Source organism: Edaphobacter sp. FHG110511_03, from assembly GCF_059115365.1.
The window spans coordinates 708239-725657 of record NZ_JBZYWL010000002.1 but is presented as its reverse complement, the minus strand read 5'-3'; the positions used below and the strand labels follow the sequence as shown (position 1 = coordinate 725657).

At 54.2% G+C, this 17419-nt stretch carries 15 protein-coding genes; 7 read left to right on the top strand and 8 right to left on the bottom strand.

The annotated features are described in order from the left end of the window. Positions 1-153: 153 nt before the first annotated feature. From AC5S26_RS12330 to AC5S26_RS12295, 8 genes are all read right to left on the bottom strand, one after another. A complete protein-coding gene (locus tag AC5S26_RS12330; RefSeq protein WP_494185187.1) occupies positions 154-2370 on the bottom strand; it encodes a hypothetical protein in 2217 nt (738 codons plus the stop codon). Then, the gene (locus AC5S26_RS12325; RefSeq protein ID WP_494185186.1) at positions 2371-3597 is read right to left on the bottom strand and encodes an HlyD family secretion protein; all 1227 of its coding nucleotides are present in this window, start codon (positions 3595-3597) and stop codon (positions 2371-2373) included. A 17-nt stretch (positions 3598-3614) separates the two neighbouring features. Beyond that, positions 3615-3836 (bottom strand): YtcA family lipoprotein, encoded by a 222-nt coding sequence (locus AC5S26_RS12320; RefSeq protein ID WP_494185417.1) that lies wholly within the window; start codon positions 3834-3836, stop codon positions 3615-3617. A gap of 76 nt (positions 3837-3912) precedes the next feature. Next, a complete protein-coding gene (locus AC5S26_RS12315) occupies positions 3913-5286 on the bottom strand; it encodes a TolC family protein (RefSeq protein WP_494185185.1) in 1374 nt (457 codons plus the stop codon). A 650-nt stretch (positions 5287-5936) separates the two neighbouring features. After that, positions 5937-6362 carry a styrene oxide isomerase gene (locus AC5S26_RS12310; RefSeq protein WP_494185184.1) on the bottom strand — a complete coding sequence of 142 codons (426 nt, stop codon included), beginning with the start codon at positions 6360-6362 and terminating at the stop codon, positions 5937-5939. 125 nt (positions 6363-6487) lie between these two features. Beyond that, complete coding sequence (locus tag AC5S26_RS12305; RefSeq protein ID WP_494185183.1) at positions 6488-7000, bottom strand: PaaI family thioesterase; 513 nt, start codon at positions 6998-7000, stop codon at positions 6488-6490. A gap of 162 nt (positions 7001-7162) precedes the next feature. After that, positions 7163-7516 carry a helix-turn-helix domain-containing protein gene (locus tag AC5S26_RS12300; RefSeq protein WP_494185182.1) on the bottom strand — a complete coding sequence of 118 codons (354 nt, stop codon included), beginning with the start codon at positions 7514-7516 and terminating at the stop codon, positions 7163-7165. A gap of 623 nt (positions 7517-8139) precedes the next feature. After that, the gene (locus tag AC5S26_RS12295) at positions 8140-9975 is read right to left on the bottom strand and encodes an alpha-amylase family glycosyl hydrolase (RefSeq protein WP_494185181.1); all 1836 of its coding nucleotides are present in this window, start codon (positions 9973-9975) and stop codon (positions 8140-8142) included. Positions 9976-10283: 308 nt separating this feature from the next. Between AC5S26_RS12295 and coxB the strand changes: the two genes are divergently transcribed. From coxB to AC5S26_RS12260, 7 genes are read left to right on the top strand one after another with little or no spacing between them, the layout of a single operon-like run. After that, positions 10284-11300, top strand: coding sequence for a cytochrome c oxidase subunit II (gene coxB / locus AC5S26_RS12290; protein WP_494185180.1), 1017 nt, complete (start codon positions 10284-10286; stop codon positions 11298-11300). Positions 11301-11319: 19 nt separating this feature from the next. After that, positions 11320-13008, top strand: a complete 1689-nt coding sequence (gene ctaD / locus AC5S26_RS12285; protein WP_494185179.1) for a cytochrome c oxidase subunit I — start codon at positions 11320-11322, stop codon at positions 13006-13008. Between the two features lie 13 nt (positions 13009-13021). Further along, on the top strand, positions 13022-13618 hold the full coding sequence (locus tag AC5S26_RS12280; RefSeq protein WP_494185178.1) for a cytochrome c oxidase subunit 3: 597 nt from the start codon (positions 13022-13024) through the stop codon (positions 13616-13618). Positions 13619-13648: 30 nt separating this feature from the next. Next, a complete protein-coding gene (locus tag AC5S26_RS12275; RefSeq protein WP_494185177.1) occupies positions 13649-14521 on the top strand; it encodes a hypothetical protein in 873 nt (290 codons plus the stop codon). Next, entirely contained in the window at positions 14518-15246 is a 729-nt protein-coding gene (locus tag AC5S26_RS12270; protein WP_494185176.1) for a c-type cytochrome, read from the top strand. The genes AC5S26_RS12275 and AC5S26_RS12270 overlap by 4 nt, the downstream gene beginning before the upstream one ends. A 26-nt stretch (positions 15247-15272) precedes the next feature. Further along, the gene (locus AC5S26_RS12265; RefSeq protein WP_494185175.1) at positions 15273-15905 is read left to right on the top strand and encodes a QcrA and Rieske domain-containing protein; all 633 of its coding nucleotides are present in this window, start codon (positions 15273-15275) and stop codon (positions 15903-15905) included. Next, positions 15893-17419, top strand: a complete 1527-nt coding sequence (locus tag AC5S26_RS12260; RefSeq protein ID WP_494185174.1) for a cytochrome b N-terminal domain-containing protein — start codon at positions 15893-15895, stop codon at positions 17417-17419. The genes AC5S26_RS12265 and AC5S26_RS12260 overlap by 13 nt, the downstream gene beginning before the upstream one ends.

The window sequence follows — 17419 nt, the reverse complement described above, 5'->3', positions numbered from 1 at the left end:
TATTCTCGTCTAGAGAAGATGTCTGCGAGATCGTCGAGCGATTGCCCAAATCTCATCGCGTCAAACAGCTCCTTCGATCTGTCATTCCTGATGGTGTTGTCCTCCAGCCAAGAGTTTTGCCGTGGCGCTTGTCATTGCGACTTAACGCGCCTCTTACTCTTGATCGAGAAGACGAGCGGCACCTGAAGGTAGAACAAATCGCTCTCCATGCAATGTCGAAACAGATTGGACATCGTCATAAAACGGCACAACGACTGAAACAATGTTCTCTATAAGGACGATAATGTCGGAGGCCTCGGAAGAAAGTGGAATCGCGAGGTCCTGGTGGTACTTGCGGATAGCGCGCTCAAAATTCGCCGCAGAAGTCTGAAGATCCGGGACAGGCTTCGGAGCCTTATCCGATACGTAACTCGATATCGCTCGCAGGATCGCCGCAATATTCTCTTCGAAGAGAATCGCTGCCTGGGCAACGTCCGTAGGAATCTGACGAAAAGAACGCTTCACTCGATATTGAGAGAAGGTGATTTGAAGTTGCAGGAGTGTGCGGATGGAGGGTTGCCAGCGACGGAAGTGATCTCGGATCCGTAGCTTTCTCTCGCGGTCCGGACCAAATTCAAAGACAATCGCATCCGCCTGCGCGGTGACAGCGGTGAAACCCGCGTTGATCTGATCGCGAAGCTGCCGAACTCGAAGGATCGCCTTCGTGAGGTCTCGTCGAATAATCTGCTCCGAAAATTCAGCCGACAGCTCAAGATTCTTCGTGAATGCGTCCCTCATCTCATCGAGTGCATTTCTGACCCACAGACGGTCGAATAGCAGCCACATGGAGAACAGACCGAGCAGGACTCCGAAGACACGATCTCGGGCGATGGCGAGCGAGGTTTGAATCGTGAACTCCTGCAGGTTGATCAGATAATAAGCAAGCGCTAGTTGAACTCCAAGGTAAGATAAGCGGGCTGAAGAAGTCGAAATCCACGCGGAGATTGCCGTCACAAAGGCGAACAAAACTGTAAAGCCGGCAATGGAGTCAAGGTAAGGAAGAATGAATATCTGCGCTCCCATACCGAAGATCACGCCACCTAGAATTGCGCCTCCAAGCCGAAGAATCTGCTTTTGCCTCGAAGATCCTATGGTCGAAAGAGCGGTGATAAAACAGGTGGCAAGCGAAGTACTCAAACCTCTCCAATCCATTGCGTTATAAGCGATATAGCACGCCATGGCCGCCAGGGTCCCACGTAGAGCGAACTGCAGGTGCACAGGGTTCGTCAGAGCATCGGTTACGAAGATTCGTTCTCTGGAAATCTGATCGAGAGGCGTAGGGACATAGCTGTCCACAGCGCCTGTTCCCATATATGCTTTGGGAATAAAGGCAACCGTCCTCTCCATCTCCGAAAGAAAGTTGAGGGAGGACACCTCGGTATGGGACGGTATCCTGCTGTCTTCCGGTAGCCTTCGCTGCGAAAGAGCCTGTCGAAGTCTGACAATCTGGTCTGCAAGTTGATTGCAACGCTCTGCATCCGCCGGTGCTATCTTCTCTCTCCGTACAGTCAATGCCTGTTTGAAGCTTTCGGCAATGTCGATCAGTCGGCCGACAAGAGAGACCGCGGCCGACGTCTGCGCCTTGAACTGCGCACTGTACTCTGAGCGAAGGATAAGCCGCCGGAGACGCGATACCCCGACTGAGGTATAAAGCTGAAGCCGGGCGTCGATTTTGGGATCGACAGTTTGGCCAACAGCCGTTGCGTACAGGATATTTTCTACGGTTTCAAGTCGCGCATCAATGCCTTCCGTCAGATCGGAGGTGGGATGGACACTGCGAAAGACATACTCGACAACAATCGTTACAGCCACCCCGACGGCAACACTGAACGTAATCCATAGGGTATTTTCCAAGCGATCATTTACATTGAGCGCAGTCTCATCCCAAAGAGGAATAACGCCGGCAATCATAAAGCCAAACGCGACAGCAGTGCCATAGTCCTCCAGGATACGAATCAGATAAAAGGCGATAAATAAGCTAACTGTGATCCAAAGGAAATGTGTCAGAGGCTCGTCGATGAGCAAGGCGACCGTAACGATGCTGTAGGCAGTCGCTATAAGAAATGCGGCTACGGCTCTAAATCCGGCCCGGAATGTCGCCATCGGATTTTCACGCGTCAGAAAAAGAGTAAAGATCGCGCCAAGAAAACCTCCTGGAAGCCGGAAGGTCATGACCAGAATCATGACGATGGTCGACGCAATCGTGACGCGACCAACCACCCAAACTCGGCCTGGGTAAGGAGTGAGTTCCTTACGAATCAACTGCCAGAATGACTGCCCCGTGCTAGCAGCCTTCGGAGTACCTGGCAGAACGTTTGCGGACGTTGCCATTCAGTTCTCCTTTTTGTCACCGCGAATGACCACCACAGCAGATTCGCTGAGGCGAAACGGCTCCGATTCACTGGCGTGGATCCGCACGCGCACGGGGAAACGAGTCGCTAAATGTACCCAATTTAGAGAACGTTGAATGTTGGGTAAACCCGAGGCAAAAGATCCCACGAGCGTCGTATCCGGTTGGACACCAAACCCAACACTATCTACGATGCCGTCATATCGGACCGAAGGTCGAGAGAGTACATAAACATCGGCATGCATTCCGGGGTGAATGTGTCGAAGCTGGGTCTCTCGGAAGTTTGCGATAGCCCACCAGGTACGAGTGTCGATGAGCGTGAAGACCTGCTGCCCCGTGTGCGCATACGCTCCTTGCGAGATCGTGAGATTAGTCACTCTAGCATCGAAGGGGGCATAGATCTTACAGTTATTGAGGTTGTATTCAGCGGTTCGAATAGAGGACGCTCGCCCTTCCCTCTGAGCTGTAAGAGGATCATTAGTTAATACGCTATGTCGCGACTGCCCCAGCTGCGCATGGCTCTGCTGCATCGCAGCCAGGGTTTGTTCGTATTGCGCCTGAGCGGACTGCACCTGCGCTTCGGCAAGTGCAAGCTGAGATCGTTGCTGCTGTACCGCCTGTTCCCGCGCCGTTACTGCTGTTCTTGCCTGATCAATTTGATCGACGGTCACAAATTGCTTGGCCAGAAGTGGCTCGATGCGATGAAAATTATTGCTTTGATAGAGAAGCTCAGCGTTGGCTCGATCCAATGCCGCCCTTGCGTTGGCGACGTTAGCCTTAGCTTCATTAATAGCAGCGGCTGCGCGGTCAACGTTGGCTCGAGCGCTTTCAACGCTGGCATGCGCCGCGTCGACGGCGCTCACCTGTGAGGCGATCGTCCTGCGTTGGTCGATGATCTGCCCCTCAAGCGTATTCAGGTCGGACTTCGTCTTTTCTAAAGCGTACTGGTAGGGACGCGGATCAATCTCAAAGAGAAGCCCCCCCACTTTTACGAAGCTGTTGTCCTTGACTGGCAGTTGCACAATAGGACCATCAACCTGCGGAGCAATACCAATGAAGTTAGCAAAGACTTCTGCGTCGTCGGTGCGAGGAAACCTATTGGTTTGATTGATGACTAGCAGACCTGTAGTCAGAGCACTTGCGATAATCACGGCCCTGACAATTTTTCCCAGACGCTTACGGGGGTCTGTGGATTCGCTTGTGGTCATTCGCTACTCCTTTACCGTCAACTGAAAAATAAAAGCCAGAGGCTAAACATGAAAAATGCAGTAAGACAGGGATAAACAAGAATCAGAGGAGAGAGATGCTGTTCAAAACCAATCTTCAAAAAAAACAGTCGGGCAGCGACGGTAAGAAATATCCCAATGACACCGCATAGCATCCATGACGGGAAATAAGACCCGAGCAGATTGAACGAGGGCGCGCGGGAACATCCGATAATGGCCATGAGTGGCGCAAGGGCGTAGAGGCTCAAGAGCCTTTTCACGGGAAGATTGTCAACAGCATAGTATCGTTTCAACATGCTACGGACCTTTGGCGTAAAGTAGATTTCCTGTTTCAAAAGCGAGGTCGGCAACACCGATCAACAGCTGCGTGCGAGCGTTGACGTCGGCGGTTCGTGCCACTGCAAGGGTGCGCTGGGCCGAAACAACATCGATCTGATTTCGTACACCGTAAGAATAGGACTGAATCGCTGCATTATAGGATTCCGTCGAGGCAGCCAGTAACGCAGCTGCAGCCTTCTGTTGCCTTAGCGCTGTGCGCGCGGTTGAGTAGGCGGCCCAGACCTGGTTTTCCACCCGATCCTGAAGTATCTTCAATTCCGCCGCAGCCTGACTCTCATCGGCCTTTGCACGAGCCAGACGACTTTCGCGCGCGAAGCCGTCGAAGAGATTCCAGGTTAGGCTCAGCCTTGCATTCCATAGCTCCTGATTCTTCGAGTAAACGCCCGGCAGCTGGTTCTGTTCGCCATATGTCTTTGCCAGGCCCGCAACGCCACCGATCTTCAGGCTAGGAAAGTAATCTCTCTTTGCCAGTTTGACTTCAGATTCAGCCGCTCGCAGATTCTGGACCCTTTGCATCAAATCAGGCCGTTGTACCAATGCCTTGTCGATCGAAGTCTCAACCGTCTCAGTCAAGTCTTGTGGAATTGTCAGGTTCTGAATGCTCTCGACTTCGAACGATACCGTAGGCGAAATACCCATCGAGGTGGCAAGATCGCCATGCGCAATCTCGGTAGCGCCGACCGCCGCCTGGAGATCGTAGTCAGCCTGCGCGGTGGCGCTCCGAGCCTCCAGTACATCGGGCAATGTCGCCAAACCCGCTTGCAGACGCGCCTCGGCGGCCTCCTGTACAGTCTGGGCGTTCTTCAGAGTCGCATCGGCGGCTTCTTCCTGGCCCTTGCTGTTCAAAAAACGATAGTAGGCCTGCATAACCTGGAAGATGACTCTGCGATGGGTATCGTTGAAAAGAAAGTTTGCCGCTAGCAGGTTTTTCTTACTGATTGAGATTCTCTGCGATCGTCTTCCAAAATCAAAAAGAACATAATCGAGGGAAAGTGTGGGAGAGAAGGTCTCCGTGGTTTGCCGAATGTAGGTCGGGGCAAAGAAGACATTGTAGCGAGCCGATTGGGCGATGGCCGCTGCAGCGAGCGTAGGATATAGCTCTGCTTCAGCGATGCCTACCTCAGCAGCTCGCACCTTTGCAGCCTGCCATGCAGCCTTCGTTTCAGGATTGTTGGCCTCTGCCACATTAATAAGCTCCGGAAGCGTGTAAACCTTTGCTGAATCAAGTACCTTTCCGTTGGCTCCCTTTTCCAGGGAGTTCAGAGATGTGCCTGGAGGCGGGGACCACGGTCTATCCGAAGTACTCGGAACTTTCTGGGCGGCAGAAGACATGTGCAAGCTCAAGAAAACCAAGATCATCAGCGACCTGGAAGGTTCAGGCTGTAGCGAACTGCGTCTCCATCTGTTTTCGACGCACTGTACTCGGATGGACCGTTGGTTTTCCATATCTATCGAGGAAGCCCATTCTATATTCGCTAGAAGATCTTCCCTAGGCAGTCAACAGGTTTGTTCAGTCGAGGCAGGCGTCAGCCGTTCCAAACCGAGTCGCATTGCTTTATAGCCATATACGTCTGAGAATCAGAATGTGGTAGTGCTCGAACGCCCTAAAAAAAAGCTGGGTTGAGCGTATACCTTATCAGGAGATAAGGTGGGGGTAAAAGGTACTTATCACGTTTTCTTTGCGCCTTGGCAAGGTGCAGACTCGGGGATTGAAGTGAGGAAGCAGGCTCGCAGTGACTACGCAAAGTTCCGGTAATTGTCGATCAACGGACGAGCGCTTAGCGACACGGCCCATCTGATAGTGAGATGCAGTATCGAAGCTATTCAATCTCTAAAGCTACTTGGCGCCGTACCAACGAACTAATATTTTCGCGAAGGAATAAATTAGGATCTCCCAGGAGGGAAACGTGAATGTTGCCGATCCGAAATCGCTTACTGAGCCGGACGAGTTGAGCGATGGTGTCGGATCCCGTCTCCCAGAATCACAGTACCTTCCAGGCACATAGTCCCCACAACACCAAGGACACAGCAACCACGGAGGCAACTGAGCCGCCCGTAAGTAGTACAGTGACCGTGGTTTCACGCATCGAGCTCGCTTGGTGACCTGCGCCGGCGATGGGCGTCGCGCGGCTGGTGCCCCATAGTGCGGCAAGAAACAGGCTAATAAAAATCGCATAGAGTCCTGCCACGGCGACGATCTGCGCAGCCCTCTCCGCTCCAGCAGGCAGCGCAACATGCTGCCACATTAGTCCCAGCGCCCATAGCGCCATTCCGCTCTCTAATCCGGCAACGTGCGCTGAGACACCCATACGCGGATTAGCCAAGAATGGCATAGCGAATCCGCTCAATAGACTGAGGAGAAATAGCACGGTGCCAGAAATCAAGAATTGCTGCGGAATCGGGTTCATGGGCTCTCTTCGCACGTTATTTAGGATCATGGTTATGGATTCGTCTGTTCGTCCGCCACGATGCAATCCAATATCCTTTCGGGCATTTATCCGGTGCGGACAAGATCCAAGCGTGATAGGCACTCTCACTTCGCCTCTGAGGGGAAAATCATGCAGGTTTCGCTGCCGTGAGCGAGCAACTTTCCGCGCTGGTCGAAGAGCCGGCCCTCACTTGTAGCCGTCCTGGTGCCACGATGGATGAGCTTGCTCTCGCAATGTACGACTCCGATGGATGGGAATACAGGACGGATATAGTTAATCTTCATTTCGAGGGTTGTGTATTCTTCACCTGCCTTCAGTGTCGAATGAACGCAATACGCCATTGCCCCATCTAAAATCGTCGCCATCCAACCGCCATGGATCGTGCCGATTGGATTGAGGTAACGTGCCGACGGGGTGCCACCAAAGACGACGCGACCGTCCTCAATCTCAATAAGGTGAATATCCATCGCGTCGGAATAAGGTGGACTTGGATGGCGTCCACTCAACATACCGGTCAAGAAGGACCTGCCGTCCTCAGCTAAGAACACCTCACGTGAAACTACGCCAACCTGGCGAATCTCGTTTTGAAGATCGTCTTCTTTCGTCTCAGATTCCAATAGTCCCTGTGTGCGTGAGTTGTACAGGTCTCTCTCGCTGAGATCGATCCGGCAAGTTTTATGTTGAAAAAATTCCATTCCCTAGTATGGATAAATTGGAAGCGTTCTTTCGCGCACGATCTGATGAACCTGCGCACATTCTGATGGAGAAATGGGGAGCGGCTAGGACGTATGCCGGAGATCGCGAGGTGTAACACCGAGAATTCTACGCATATGCCGCGCCATGTGGCTTTGGTGTGCGAAACCAGCCGTCTGCGCGATCTCGGCAATGGACAAGCTGCTGTGCAACAGCAAGGATCGTCCACGTTCGACCCGGCGCTGAATAATGAACTGATGGAGCGGCACACCCGTGGCACGTCGAAACAGCGTTCGGGTGTATGAAGGACTCAGACCGGCCACAGACGCAACTTGGTCGAGTGAGAGATCTTCTGCAAGTTGATCTTCTATAAACGCAAGCACCTGTTTTAGGCGGTGCCCGCTCAAAACTCCGTTCGGTACCTCGAGCACGTTCTCCATTGAACTATGGCGCGTCACCAGCCGAGACGCAACAGCTAATCCAATCCCATCTAGATAAAGGCGACCTGAGGGATAGTCGGCCTGTATCTCTCGCTGGATCGCCCAACAGAGTGTTTCCAGCTCCGAATCGCGAATTTGATGCCGGTTTCTCAGCTCTATCGGGAATGCCGAGCTCCTTGTATCCACAAGGATGCTATCGAGAAGTAACGGCGGTAGGCTGACAAGCAGTTCAGCCGTGTCATTCTTATCAAACATCTCCCAGCGTGCTGGCGTGTTCGCAGGGATAATGTCGATATCGCCGTGGACGGCAGTCCCTCTGAACCATCTACCGCCCCGGCGACAAGCGATCTTAGCAGACGGGCCAACGTGTATGGCGATCACAGTATTGTCGCGTCCTGGAACTTCGACGCTTCGGGGATCTTTGCGCAGTTGAAAGGCTATGCCCTGAGTGGAAACTCGATGAGCCAATATCTGCGGTGATGGATCGGAATGAGGCATGCGTCGTGATTAGGATAAATCGCACTCAGAGGCGGAAGAACATCGTTTAAGCAAACTGGTCCTCCACCCTCCCGGTTAGCCCAACTCTGTTGATGTTCGTGGTTAGCACGTTGGAGGAGCCGAGATTACGTTTTGGCGAATATATGCACGGACCAGCTCGCGAGGCAGATAGACAACTGGCCGTTGCTGGAATCGAGGACGTAGCTGGCGTTGCCGACCGTGTTCACTCCGCCATAAACCGGCGCCTGGGAATTGAAAATCTCTTGCCAGGAGCCGGAGTCCCCGTCGAGGCCAACGGCGTACTGGTTGTTGTCCCATTGCCCGTCGCCGGCATGGACGACGATCAAGAGGACGTCGCCAGCGTTGTTCCAGCGTTTGAACGCGACGACGTTGTTCGTGCGGTCGGTATGCGTGATCTGGCCTGCAGGCGAGCGCAGCGCCGGGTGGTTCCAGCGAAGGTTGTTCACGTCGGCGACCATGCGCTGCATGGGCGCGCCGAGATTGTCCCCGATGCGGAGCCAGTCGAGGCGATTGTCAATACCTGGGCCGACCCATGGATTCCAGAAGCCGTCGATGTGCCCTTCCGTGCCCATAAAGAGCATGGGAGTGCCGGCAAGAGTCACGTTAAGGGCCCAGGCGAGTCGGCTCTTCGCTAGAGCGTGGCCATTCAAGCGACCCCCAAAGCGCTGGGTCAGGTAAAAGCCGTTGGTGTTATTGGGGTCGTTGTAGATCTGGTCATGGGAGCCGGTCAGGTAGCTGACGAGGTGCCAGGGGTTGGGATCGGAAAAGTTGCCGATTCGCGTGCAGAGGTAGTCGATGACGTTGACGCCGTTGAGGATGTCAAACGCCCGCCAGGGACTATCCATGTCCCAAGTGGCGCAAAATCCCAGACTTCCATAGGGATCGTGCCACGGGGCAACAGAAGTTCCGGGGTCGTTCGGGTTGTACTCGGCGATAAGGTATTTGCTCGGGAAGTCGTTGCGCAGAGACCAGATGATCTCGGAAACGGCGCCGGGGTCGATGGCTTGCACGGCGTCGAAGCGAAGTCCGTCGACACGATAGTCCCGCAGGTACATGCGGGCGTTGTCGAGAAGGAAGTCCTTAACCTCGCGTTGCCAGGTGGCGAAGCCCTCGCCCCACGGGGTGTGGTGGCCGTGGACGTGGTAGATGCCCCCCGGGATTCCGTTGTCGCCGGAGCAGTTGCCGTCGTACTGCCAGTAACGGTTGTCGTTCTGGGCGGCGTGGTTGTAGATGACATCCAGAATGACGGCTAGGCCGATGCTGTGAGCCCCATCGATGAGTTCGATGAGCTGTGCTACCGCCTGGTCAGGGCTGGTGGCGTACAGGTTTTCCGACGCAAACATGTCGGAGGGTCCATATCCTTCCCCGGCTCCGCCTGCCGTGTCGGCCTGAAAGTTCGAGATAGGAAGCAACTCGATGGCGTTGAAGTTTAGATTCCGTATATAAGAAAGGCGATTCTTGAGTTCGACAAAGTTGGACGTTGGGACGATCCGGTTGAGGCCGTCATTGCGGCCCGTGAAGGATCCGACGTGGAGTTGGTAGATGAGAAAATCCTCGAAGGGCGGCGTCGTGAACGGAGCGCGATTAGCGGTGAACAGGGTGGGGTCCACGACATAACCCCGCGCGGTGCCGGCGGAGCCTTCGACCTGGAGCGCACGGGCGTCGGTGCGCCAGTGGAGCACGGAGGTATCGTTGTCTTGCCCAGGGGCGGTGGTGATGACGTACTGGTAACGCGTGTTGACGACAGCCGGAATGCCATCTGCTGACCAGTTCGGCGTACCTGGCTCATTGGCCAACGCGACGGTGGTGGTACCCGGTCCGGAATCGAAGAGGACGACGTTGACACCCGACGCAAATGGGGCCCAGACACGAAACCGGGCAGTGTTGTCGGGATAATGAAGGCTACCCATGCCGTCTTGCTTTTGGGACGGTGCGGTCATGTGCGTCTCCTAGGGGGCCTCTTTGGAAACGTGATGTGAAAATACTAACAAGAGTTTCGGACAGCTTGATGCAAGCATCTTCCAACTGATGGAACTGGCTTTGGAGCGAGACTTTCACGTAATTTTGGCTGCTGTCAGCTGGGTCGCGATAGGCGCTATCTGCTGGCCTATACGGCGACCCTGCCCGCATTCGCACGCCTATTCACTTCCGGCCGCAAATTTCTCGGTGTGTGTTCAAGAGGCTTCATTGCCTCCAAAAACATAGAGTACTATGGTTGCAAGTTTTCCATGTACTGAGATCTCGGTGAATGATGTTCATAATCGCGATGTTGAAATCCATAGCGATCTACATGTCTCCCGACGTTGTACATGGGCGAACAAGCATCTTTTCGCCACAAGGTACTCCTGCTCATCTGATCTATGGTCTATCAACACTCGTCCTTAGCTTCACGCTCGGGATCTTTCTGGTTGTTGGGGGGCTTCTTCTCTATTCCCTGATACGCTTCCGGGACCGCCCATCAGAGGCTGATGTAGCTCGGGAACCGGCGCAGATTTATGGCAGCACCCAAATCGAGCTGTCTTGGACTGTTGTTCCGGTTTTGATCGTTTTGATGCTGTTTCTTGCCACGGCAAGGGTTATTTATTCAACAGAGCGTGCGACGAAACCATCTTCGGCCTTAGATGTCGTCGTCATTGGCCATCAATTTTGGTGGGAATACCGATATCCGAAGCTTGGAATTGTTACGGCGAACGAACTGCATATACCCGTAAGCGACCCTAAACATTCCATGCCAACCTACCTCACGATGTCTTCGGCGGATACGAATCACAATTTCTGGATTCCTCAATTGGCGGGGAAGATGGACGTGATACCCAATAAGGTAAACACGATGTGGATCGATCCCGCTACTCCAGGTCTTTACCTGGGACAATGTGCGCAGTACTGCGGGACGCAGCACGCCAAGATGCTGCTGCGCGTTTATGCGGACACTCCCGCTGAGTTCGCTACATGGGTTTCTCACCAGCAACAACCTGCGGCTCAAAACTCCGCTGCCACAGAAGGCAGATCGGTTTTTGAACACAATGCATGTATCAGTTGTCACACGATAACCGGTACTGTCGCCACTGGACGCTTTGGTCCTGACCTCACCCATCTGGCGAGCCGCGAGACCATCGCCTCTGGCGCTGTACCGAACACCGAGATCAACATTCGTAAATTTGTCGACGACCCCGCGCACTTCAAGCCGGGTGCGCTGATGCCACCCATGCACCTCAACAATCATGACCTTGACGCCGTAACTGCATATCTCATGACGCTGAAGTAAAACCTGAAGGAAGCTCACCATGGCTACAAACACTCAGGTCACAGTAGTTCTTGACGAGACCACCACCGTTGCGCCTCGACAGACGGCGCTTCAAATACTGCATGATTGGGTGACGACGGTTGATCACAAAAAAATCGGCCTGATGTACATCGGTTATGCGCTGCTGTTTCTCGTGATCGGCGGAGTCGAGGCCATCCTCATGCGAATTCAGCTGATGATTCCGAACAACACCTTCGTATCGCCGCAGGTATTCAACCGCCTCTTCACGATGCACGGCACTACGATGGTCTTCTTTGTCGGTATGCCGATTCTGTTTGGCTTCGGAAATTATCTGGTCCCCCTGATGGTTGGTGCGAGGGACATGGCGTTTCCACGCCTGAATGCATTCAGCTTCTGGGTGGCTGCGTTTGGCGGCTTCCTCCTTTACTTCAGCTACGTCGGCGGCAGCGGTCTATATGGCGCGGGAACTGCGCCCGATGTAGGTTGGTGGGCTTATGCTCCTCTGACGGCACAAGCATTTTCGCCTGGCCATAGTACGGACTACTGGACACTTGCAATTCTGCTTGGCGGAATTGGAAGTATCGGGACCGCGGCGAACATAGTCGCTACGGCGATCTGTATGCGATGCCCCGGCATGAAGCTGAGTCGCATGCCGTTACTGGTGTGGCTGTATTTGGTGATGTCTCTCATGGTGTTCGTTACGATCAGTCCCCTCACGGCGGCGCAGGTCATGCTGATGCTGGATCGTTACGTCGGATCGCATTTCTTCGATACGCAAGCAGGCGGCTCTGCAGTGTTGTGGATGCATTTCTTCTGGATCTTCGGACATCCTGAGGTCTACATCCTTGTCTTGCCGGCCTTCGCGTTTGCCAACGAGATCATTCCTGTTTTCTCACGGAAGGCGATCTTCGGCTATCCAGCTATGGTTGCGGCATCCGTTGGGATCGGCTTCGTAAGCCTGAGTGTGTGGGCGCATCACATGTTTACCGTTGGCATGGGACCTGGGGCAAATACGTTTTTCGTACTTTCAACGATGGCGATCTCTGTGCCGACCGGGATCAAGATCTTCAACTGGCTTGCGACGATCTGGGGAGGCAAAGTCCACTTCACGGCGTCGATGATGTTCGCAGTAGGATTTCTGTTTCAGTTTCTAGTGGCAGGGCTGACTGGAATCATGCTGGGCTCGGCTCCGTTCGACTGGCAGTTGAGCGGATCGTACTTTGTGGTCGCGCACTTTCACTACGTTCTGGTGGGCGCAATCCTGTTCATGATCTTCTCTGCGTTCTATTACTGGTATCCGAAGATGACCGGCCGCATGTTGAGCGAGAGGCTGGGCAAGTGGCACTTCTGGCTTTTTCTTATCGGCTTCCATCTAACCTTCGACTTCATGCACATCCCCGGCATTCTGGGCATGCCCCGCCGCATATACACCTATGAAGCCGATCGTGGCTGGATGATATGGAACATGATTACTTCGAGCGGCGCAGTTTTCCAGATGATTGGCACACTTATCTTTGTGTACAACCTGATTTGGTCGTACTTCAAAGGACCGATTGCGGGACCGGATCCATGGGATGCATGGACGTTGGAGTGGTCCACACAGTCGCCTCCGCCTGTTTACAATTTTGCCGTAATTCCTAGCGTGGAAAGCCGTCGACCTCTTTGGGACCTTAAGCATCCGGAAGATCCGGATAGCACCTACGAATAGGAGAGCAGGATACGTGAGCGAAATAGCCATTATTCCGCACAGCATGGACTCGGAGTGGAAGCTTCCCTCGCGTGGCGTAGTCGGGATGACTTGCCTCATTCTGGCCGAGTCTGCGATCTTTCTGATTTTTGTTGTGGCGTATGTCTTCTACATCGGTAAGAGCCTGAGTGGGCCAACACCACGCGAGGTGCTTACCCTCCCCATCTTCGCCACGATCTGCCTTCTCTCAAGCAGTGTTACCGTCCACTTTGCCGTCTCAGCAGCGCAGGCGGCAAAGCAGGGCCTTTGCTCACTCTGGCTGGCGGCGACGCTACTCTTGGGTGGCATCTTCCTTGGAGGAACAGCTCTGGAGTGGCATCACCTGATCTATATCGATGGGCTCTCCATCAAGACAAATCTGTTTGGTACGACGTTTTATTCGCTGGTTGGTCTTCATGCGACTCATGTGATTGTGGGACTATTTATGCTCACAATTGCGCTGGTTTTTTCGTTGCGCAGACCTGCGGCCGAGAAAGATGCGGAGCGATTGCATGTGCTCTCTCTTTACTGGCACTTTGTCGATGCGGTGTGGGTTGTTGTCTTTCTTGTCGTTTATGTTCTCGGCCGGTAATTCCAGATGTCGTAGTGATCAGGAGTAAAGATGCACGAACACACAGATCATGTTGAGGTCGGCACCGTCGAGCTTCCATCGCCGACAGCGATGCCGATGATCCTGTCCTTTGGGGTTGCGCTCATCCTTACGGGGTTGGTGACGAATGTCGTGGTCGGACTGCTCGGGCTTCTGCTTGCGCTCTGGGGAGGTATCGGATGGTTCTTCCAGGTGCTTCCGCAGGAACAGCATTCGAGCGTTAAAGTTGTTACGGAGGAGGTCCGTATCTTTAGCTCGCGCAAGCTTATAGAGCGTTTGCCGACGAGCGATCTGCATAGGAAATTTCTTCCGATCGAGACGTTTCGAATCAGTACCGGAATCAAGGGGGGAATTGCCGGAGGAGTCGCGATGGTAATACCTGCGGCTATCTTCGGTTTACTTCGCTATCACAGTATCTGGTACCCGGCAAACCTGCTTGCCGCTGGTGGATTCGTGCAGTGGATTGGTGCGAGCGATGCCTTTCTTGGCGCATTTCATATGCAAGGTCTTCTTGCTGCTATAGCTATCCACGGTCTTACGTCAATTCTTGTCGGACTTCTCTACGGAGCGATGCTGCCGATGTATCCGAGATATCCCATCGTTACAGCGGGGTTAGTTGCTCCGCTGATGTTTACCGGCATATTGCATTCTGCTTTAGGCGTCGTTAGTCCGATACTGAATGACCGTATCCACTGGCTCTGGTTCTTTGTCTCACTCATTACCTACGGATTGGTATGCGGCTTCGTCGTGAACCTGCACACTCGTGTACGAACTGCTCAATTTCGATCGCTTCCATTTTCTGTTCGCGCAGGCATCCACAGCGATGAGGGGGGACGACTCCATGAATCGCAGGTGGATCTGGACAAGAGAGAGCCTCCACAATGAACGCACGCTCCCTTGCATTCGCGCTGTTAATCAGTGGCGCAGGCCTTCTGGCAGGAGGCTGCCATGCGCCTGGAAAGCCAACGATACGGGCCGAATCAATCCGGCCAGACCAGGTGCTCGATTTCAAGACCCTTTACAGGGAGAACTGCGCGGCTTGCCATGGCGAAAATGGAAAGAATGGCGCGACGATATCGCTCGCAGATCCCGTCTATCTTACCTTCGCGGGCGTCGACACCATCCAGCGAATTACAGCGTCGGGCGTACCCGGCACATCCATGCCGCCATTCGGCAAGAGCGCCGGCGGCATGTTGACGGATCAGCAGATTGCGGCCATCGCCAACGGAATGATGCGCACATGGGGAGGTCCCGTTACGACAGCACCGTTGCCGTATGCCAGCGCGGGACCACCGGATGTCGCAAAGGGAGGGGCCTCATATTCGACATTTTGCGCACACTGCCACGGTGCAGATGGAACTGGGATAAAAGGCAACGGAATCCATACTGGCTCGATCGTCGACCCGGCTTACCTTGCACTAGTCAGCGATCAGTATTTGAGAAGCACGATCGTTGCCGGACGGCCTGAGCTTGAAATGCCTGACTGGCGATCTGACCTCTCTGCACCGGAGTCGCGTGCAATGACAAACGAAGATGTTACGAACGTGGTGGGGTGGTTAGCCTCACATCGCACTGCAACACCCGGACAGCCTTACCAGCAGCAAAAGTAATCCTCAGATTACGAGCGGAGACACGTATGAGCCGATTCCTCAAGTACCCTGGAGAGTCCCGCAATGACCAGCTTCCGCCGGCAGAAAAGGTGGCAGCACACTCACGCAGAACATTCCTGTTCAAACTTTCTCTGGCACTGAACGCGGTAGTGGGTTCGGTGCTCGCGGTGCCTCTGGTGGGTTACCTGCTTGGGCCGGTCAAAAAAGACTCTGATGTCGGCTCATGGGTCAGCCTTGGCGCCGCCGATAGCTTTCCCTTGGGAGAGATCCGGCTCGTTGACTTTCAAAGTCCGGTGAACAGCCTGGGAGATGGAGAGACTGCGAAGGTCGCGTGCTGGGTGAGCCGCGTCTCCGCCAAACAGTTCCAGGTCTTCGCGGTAAATTGTGCTCACCTTGGATGTCCAGTACGCTGGTTCGCGCAGTCAAAGCTCTTCATGTGTCCGTGTCATGGCGGCGCCTACTATGAGGATGGATCACGTGCAGCCGGGCCCCCCGAACGCGGACTCTTCGAATATCAGACGAAGGTGGACGGCAATGCACTCTTGATTCACGCAGGCAATATGCCCACGCTTTCCACGCAGGCGTCGTGCGGCAAAAAGCCGTTGATCCAGATCGAGCCGAAAGCAGATGCCACGAGGTCAGTTCCATGGCAAGCCTAAAGAAACGCGGTATCGTCGCCGGGCTGAAGGCCTACCGATGGCTCGAACACAGGCTAGGCTTGATCGAGCCCTTGAGCAAGGCCGCTGTACATTCAACGCCTTCTAACAGTGCGAGCTGGATGTATGTCTTTGGGAGCGCCGCGACGGTTTTGCTCGTGATGCAGGTGATGACAGGGATTCTGCTCGCACTTGTCTACAGTCCCTCCGCCAATGAGGCGTGGGGAAGTCTGCAATTCCTCAATCACAACGTTGCACTTGGCTGGTACCTGCGAGCGTTGCATGGCTGGGGTTCGGACTTCATGGTCGCCATCGTGCTTATCCACATGGTGCAGGTATTCCTCTTCGGAGCCTTCAAGTTTCCGCGCGAACTGACCTGGATCATCGGAGTATTGCTTCTTCTACTGACCCTCGGCATGGCCTTCACCGGCCAGGTTTTGCGCTTCGATCAGGATGCCTACTGGGGACTCGGGATTGGAGCATCGATCCTCAGCCGCGTACCCTTCATCGGCGCTCCCTTGGTCCACATGATGCTCGGTGGGCCGATCATTGGGGGGGCGACGCTTTCACGTTTCTTTACTTTGCATGTCTTCGTGATTCCAGGTCTGTTACTTGCCGGTGCTGGTGTTCACATCTGGATGACGCTCCTGCATGGTGTAAGTGATTGGCCTATGCCAGGACGTATTGTCAGCAAAGCAACCTATGAACGCGAATACCATGCGCTTGCCGAAAAGGGGATGCCTTTCGTACCCGATGCAGCCTGGAAGGACGCAGTCTTCGCCGCAGCCATCATGTTCTCCGTGATGGCATGCGCATTCTTCTTCGGTCCCTTCGGCCCAAGCGGTCCTCCCGATCCAACGATCATTCAAACGTCCCCAAAGCCAGACTTCGCGTTCCTTTGGATCTACGCCGTTCTTGCGTTCCTTCCTCCATCGATTGAAACCCCGATAATGCTTGTCGTTCCCGTGCTCATTATCGCGGGCATGCTTCTACTGCCTCTTCTGGCGAGCGAAGGGGAACGTCATTGGGCACGACGTCCGGTGGCCGTCCTAACCGTCTCCGTGATCGCCGTGACACTCGGAATCTTCACCCACCTTGGCACATATACGCCCTGGAGCCCGGTTATGGATGCTTGGACAAGCGATCCGGTCCCTCTGAAGTACCTGCACAATCGAACACCTCTCGAACGACAGGGCGCTCTCGTGCTGCAGAATAAGCAGTGCCGTAACTGTCACATGCTCGATGGAACGGGTGGGCAGCGCGGACCGACCCTCGATTCGATCGCTTCTCAGATGACGGAGGATCAGATCATCCGTCAGGTTCTACAAGGCGGAGGCAACATGCCTGCATATGGGAACGCGCTTACACCTTCAGAGACGAAGGCCCTCGTGCGTTTCCTGATTTCTATACGAACCAGTGGATCCCCTGCAATCGATGCATCCCGGAGCCTCACTACCTCAAGCGAACTAACGACGCCGAACACGGGAACCGTACCCTCCAAAAGGAAGACCCCTTAG

Bases quoted from the DNA above. Each gene is read 5' to 3' on its own strand.
- AC5S26_RS12330 (WP_494185187.1), bottom strand. From the start codon at position 2,370: ATGGCAACGTCCGCAAACGTTCTGCCAGGTACTCCGAAGGCTGCTAGC.
- AC5S26_RS12325 (WP_494185186.1), bottom strand. From the start codon at position 3,597: ATGACCACAAGCGAATCCACAGACCCCCGTAAGCGTCTGGGAAAAATT.
- AC5S26_RS12320 (WP_494185417.1), bottom strand. From the start codon at position 3,836: ATGGCCATTATCGGATGTTCCCGCGCGCCCTCGTTCAATCTGCTCGGG.
- AC5S26_RS12315 (WP_494185185.1), bottom strand. From the start codon at position 5,286: ATGTCTTCTGCCGCCCAGAAAGTTCCGAGTACTTCGGATAGACCGTGG.
- AC5S26_RS12310 (WP_494185184.1), bottom strand. From the start codon at position 6,362: ATGAACCCGATTCCGCAGCAATTCTTGATTTCTGGCACCGTGCTATTT.
- AC5S26_RS12300 (WP_494185182.1), bottom strand. From the start codon at position 7,516: ATGGAGAACGTGCTCGAGGTACCGAACGGAGTTTTGAGCGGGCACCGC.
- AC5S26_RS12295 (WP_494185181.1), bottom strand. From the start codon at position 9,975: ATGACCGCACCGTCCCAAAAGCAAGACGGCATGGGTAGCCTTCATTAT.
- coxB (WP_494185180.1), top strand. From the start codon at position 10,284: ATGATGTTCATAATCGCGATGTTGAAATCCATAGCGATCTACATGTCT.
- ctaD (WP_494185179.1), top strand. From the start codon at position 11,320: ATGGCTACAAACACTCAGGTCACAGTAGTTCTTGACGAGACCACCACC.
- AC5S26_RS12275 (WP_494185177.1), top strand. From the start codon at position 13,649: ATGCACGAACACACAGATCATGTTGAGGTCGGCACCGTCGAGCTTCCA.
- AC5S26_RS12270 (WP_494185176.1), top strand. From the start codon at position 14,518: ATGAACGCACGCTCCCTTGCATTCGCGCTGTTAATCAGTGGCGCAGGC.
- AC5S26_RS12265 (WP_494185175.1), top strand. From the start codon at position 15,273: ATGAGCCGATTCCTCAAGTACCCTGGAGAGTCCCGCAATGACCAGCTT.
- AC5S26_RS12260 (WP_494185174.1), top strand. From the start codon at position 15,893: ATGGCAAGCCTAAAGAAACGCGGTATCGTCGCCGGGCTGAAGGCCTAC.